Origin of the sequence: Liberiplasma polymorphum, assembly GCF_043951795.1 — a bacterium.
GTDB classification, from domain to species: domain Bacteria; phylum Bacillota_I; class Bacilli_A; order Izemoplasmatales; family Izemoplasmataceae; genus Liberiplasma; species Liberiplasma polymorphum.
Genome location: NZ_JBIOAG010000066.1, coordinates 1 through 4291 on the forward strand (window position 1 = coordinate 1; position 4291 = coordinate 4291).

At 33.4% G+C, this 4291-nt stretch carries 4 protein-coding genes; all 4 read right to left on the reverse strand.

Annotated features, from left to right (window positions below; genetic code table 11):
• Nucleotides 1-224 precede the first annotated feature (224 nt).
• The 4 genes from rlmH to ACHAJD_RS09705 all read right to left on the reverse strand — a co-directional run bounded on the left by rlmH (nucleotide 225) and on the right by ACHAJD_RS09705 (nucleotide 4287).
• Nucleotides 225-701: a 23S rRNA (pseudouridine(1915)-N(3))-methyltransferase RlmH gene (gene rlmH / locus ACHAJD_RS09690; RefSeq protein ID WP_435585665.1), complete on the reverse strand. Its 477-nt coding sequence runs from the start codon at nucleotides 699-701 to the stop codon at nucleotides 225-227.
• Nucleotides 698-1600 (reverse strand): site-specific tyrosine recombinase/integron integrase, encoded by a 903-nt coding sequence (gene xerA, locus ACHAJD_RS09695; protein WP_435585666.1) that lies wholly within the window; start codon nucleotides 1598-1600, stop codon nucleotides 698-700. Before xerA ends, rlmH begins: the two co-directional genes overlap by 4 nt.
• On the reverse strand, nucleotides 1597-2892 hold the full coding sequence (gene trmFO, locus ACHAJD_RS09700) for a methylenetetrahydrofolate--tRNA-(uracil(54)-C(5))-methyltransferase (FADH(2)-oxidizing) TrmFO (protein WP_435585667.1): 1296 nt from the start codon (nucleotides 2890-2892) through the stop codon (nucleotides 1597-1599). The genes xerA and trmFO overlap by 4 nt, the downstream gene beginning before the upstream one ends.
• Nucleotides 2893-2973: 81 nt before the next feature.
• Complete coding sequence (locus ACHAJD_RS09705; protein ID WP_435585668.1) at nucleotides 2974-4287, reverse strand: alpha-amylase family glycosyl hydrolase; 1314 nt, start codon at nucleotides 4285-4287, stop codon at nucleotides 2974-2976.
• Between the last annotated feature and the right edge of the window lie 4 nt (nucleotides 4288-4291).

Genomic DNA, 4291 nt, shown 5'->3' on the forward strand with positions numbered 1-4291 from the left:
CTTGTTAACAAGTGTATAAAAAAGGTTCACAACAAGTGAACCCCTCTTTATCCATAGTTAATTAAATTGGTATCTTGCTTTTATGTCAATAAAGTGGACACATTAAGTAAGATATGCACCCTTTCTATTTTTGAAGGTGAATTCTTTGGAGAACAGAAACAAGATTAGATTTGAGACAAACTCTAATAACCTCTTTGTTATGTGGTTTATAACAAATATTGCACCTATTTATGATACGGCTCGTTATGTTTTATTTTCATAGCTCTATAAAGTTGTTCTAATAAGATTACACGCATCATTTGATGAGGGAATGTCATATTAGAAAATGATAAAAGGTAATCGGATTTTTGCTTAACTTCATCACTAATTCCATTTGACCCTCCAATTAGTAAGGCAATATGGTTATTGGTATAGGTAACGATGTGTTCTAACTTATCTGTAAGTTCACTACTTGATAACATTTTACCCTCTAGTGCGAGTGTAATAATATAGGCGCCTTGTGCTTTTTCATAAAGAAGCTGTGATTCTAAAGATTTGATTTGTTCTAAGTCTTTTTCACTTGGATTTTTAGGCTCTGAGTATTCTTTAACTTCAATAATCGATAACTTACAATATTTTTTAAGCCTTTTAGTATATTCTTCAATGGCTAAAGTCCAATACTTTTCTTTGATTTTTCCTATGCATATAATATCTATATTCATTCTTTACGCCTCGCTCTCGGATGGGCTGCTAAATATTTTTGCTTTAGATCTTCTTTTGAGATTTCGGTATAAATTTGTGTACTTGAAATATGCGCATGTCCTAGAAGTTCTTGTACGCTTCTTAAATCTGCACCTTGGCTTATTAAGTGAGATGCAAACGTATGTCTTAGGGTATGTGGCGTAACATTTAAGTGGTCACTTGAATGATCAATGATATCTTTTATGATATATCTGATTCCCCTTGAAGTAATAGAATCACCTTGAGAATTCACCACTAAATAGTGATGATCTTTTTTTTGCATTAAGTTGCTTCTAGCCCCTAAAATGTAGCTTTCTATTAATTCAGCTAATGGTTCACCCATTGGAATATAACGATCTTTTTGTCCTTTACCGTGCACTAAAATTGTTCGTCCATTCAAATCAATATCACGCAGTTTGATTTCACATAATTCACTTACCCTTACCCCTGTTGAATACAAAGTTTCGAAGACTATAAGATTGCGTTTACCTAAATCAGTATCCGTTTTTATTGTATTGAATATACCTTCAATTTCCTCGGGATATATAAATTTAGGCAGCTTTTTAGGTGCTTTTGGTGGTTGAATATCTAAGAAAGGATGATGTAAGGTGAGCCCTTCTTTCACTAAAAAATGGTAAAATGAACGAATCGTGCTTATTTTTCTTGCGACACTTTTAGCCGTATAACGTGTACTTACATCGGATAAATAAAACTTCGCCACTCGGACACTAACATCTTTAAATGAACCGAATTCTTCCTTACCTAAAAAGGCCATAAAGTCTTCTAAATCAGTTGTATAAGCTTTTATAGTATGATCAGAATATCTTAATATACCCACACAATAGTCTTGAAATAATGTAATAAGTTCTTGGTTTGTCATAATCTGTCTTTAATAAAACTGTCCATCGCATTTAGTGCTCTTTTAGCGAGGGCTTCTTTTTTCTCTTTTTTATTAACCCTTTGATCGAGTTCTTTTAAAAGACCAAAGTTTGCATTCATCGGTTGGAAATGTGCAGAGTTTGCGTGGGCAATATAATCTGCTTGAGCACCTATAACTGAATCTATTGGAAAAATTACCTTGTCTTTACCTTCTAGATAAGCTGCCATATTAATGCTTGCAACAATTGCACTGGCTGCACTCTCAACATATCCCTCAACTCCTGCAATTTGTCCCGCGAAGAAAATACGTGCATTTTTTTTAAGATTGTAGGTTTCATCCAGTAAGGTAGGTGCATTTAAAAAGGCATTTTTATGCATAACACCATAACGCATGATGCGTGCGTTTTCTAATCCAGGAACCATTTGAATAATACGTTTTTGTTCACCAAATTTTAAGTGTGTTTGAAACCCAACAATGTTATAAAGAGACGCTCTAGCATCATCTTGTCTTAACTGAATAACTGCATAAGGTTTATCTTCTTGATCTTGTGCTAATCCCACAGGTTTTAAAGGACCAAACAACATCGTTTTTATTCCACGTCTTGCCATTTCTTCAATTGGCATGCATCCTTCAAAAACCTTTAATTCAAAAGTCTTTACCTCAGTACACTCAGCATTAATAAGTTCATGATAAAATCTTTCATACTGTTCTTTATTCATCGGACAGTTGATATAATCAGCTGTACCTTTATCATAACGTGATTTTTTATAACAAATATCCATATTAATACTATCTGCATCAATAATCGGTGCTGCTGCATCAAAAAAATACAACGTATCTTCGTCAATCAACGTCTTAATTTCTGCCATTAATGCATCACTTGTCAAAGGGCCTGTTGCAATAATTACAGGTCCTTCTGGTAATTTAGATACTTCTTCATGTACGATTTCAATGTTGTCATGATGGCTTAAATAGTCAGTAACGGCTTTAGAAAACCCCTCACGGTCTACTGCTAAAGCACTACCTGCAGGTACTTGATGAATATCTGCCATTTTTATAATGAGTGAATCGAGCATGCGCATTTCTTCTTTCATTACACCGACTGCTTGATTTAAATGATTGCCTCTTAAAGAGTTAGAACATACTAGTTCTGCAAAATGGTTTGTATGGTGAGCGGGGGTCATTTTGACGGGTCGCATTTCATGTAGACGCACTTTAAACCCACGTTTAGCAAGTTGATAAGCGGCTTCACTCCCTGCAAGTCCTGCCCCGATAATCGTTACTGTTTTCATAATTCACTTCCTATAATATTTTAGTCTATTATAGCATATTTCACATAACTTAACTAAATAAAAAAGGCAAATGCATGCCTTTTATACTTCAAATATTAGTGGTGACTTAGATAGGGTTAAAACACCCTCTTTTAATGTAACTTTTTGATTATCAATTTTGTTTACAAATGTCCCATTAAGTTTTGATAAGTTATCTTTTAAGCCTTCGGTTTGACTAATATCAATGGACCCCTTGGTGTTAGAAACATTAAATATGCCAACTACCGTTTTATCTTTTAATTTATAACACCCAACAATACAATCATTTAAAGCATCTAGATAATATGCACCTTCAATAAATATACTATCTTTTACAATGTGGGCACAGACTTTAATGAGATCACTTATATCTTCACCACTTCTTGATATTGTATCTTTATCAAATAAACTTGGATGTTTTTCTTCACTAAACTCGCCACCACCAAAAATCATGGTCGCGCCTTTATTAAAGAAACTAAACGCATGCCAGTTTTTAAGTTTTATAGCATCCCCTTTTACAAACCCTGCAATTCTTCCAAAGTCGTGGTTTTCTAAATTACGCATTTTAATGTAGTTTTTAGGATACATATATTCTTGGGCAAGTATTGAATCAACATAAGTTTTTAAGCTATTAACGCCTTTTAAATATCCTTCAAAATAAGGATGTGTGTCGTAATCATAAGCCATATCAAAAATCTCATAAATTTCACTTTCACTTAATCCATCAAAACCAGAATTTCTAATATAGCGTAAGAAATGACCATGGACAGACTCACTTAACCATAAATGATTTTTATTAAGTTTTATTATCTCATTGTGCGCTTCTTCTAAAAAATCTCGTGGCAGAAGACTTGTTACATCAAAGCGGAATCCGTCAACACCTAACTTCACCCAGTATTTTAAAACATCAATTAGTGTTTTATAAAGTAATCTATCTTTTGAGTAATCAAAATCTTTAATATCCCACCAATCCCCTACACGATTTGCGAAAGCATTTTGCGCGTTACGATAGAAAAATTCAGGATGTTCTTTAATTAATACTGAGTCCGGAGAGGTATGATTAAAGACAATATCTAACATGATTTTCATGTCACGTTTGTGAACTTCACGCACTAAACGATTAAAATCGTCTAAGGTTCCTAACTCATGATTAACTGAATAATAATCTTTAATCGCATAAGGACTCCCTAATGTCCCTTTTCTAGACACTTCACCAATTTCATGAATCGGTAAAAGATAAAGCACATCAGTCCCTAATGCTTTAATACGATCTAAATCCTTAATTAAGGCGTTAAACGTACCTTCTTCAGTATGATTTCTTACATAGACTTGATAAATAAATAATCCTCTTAAGTTAATATTTGTTGTTGTACTCAATTAA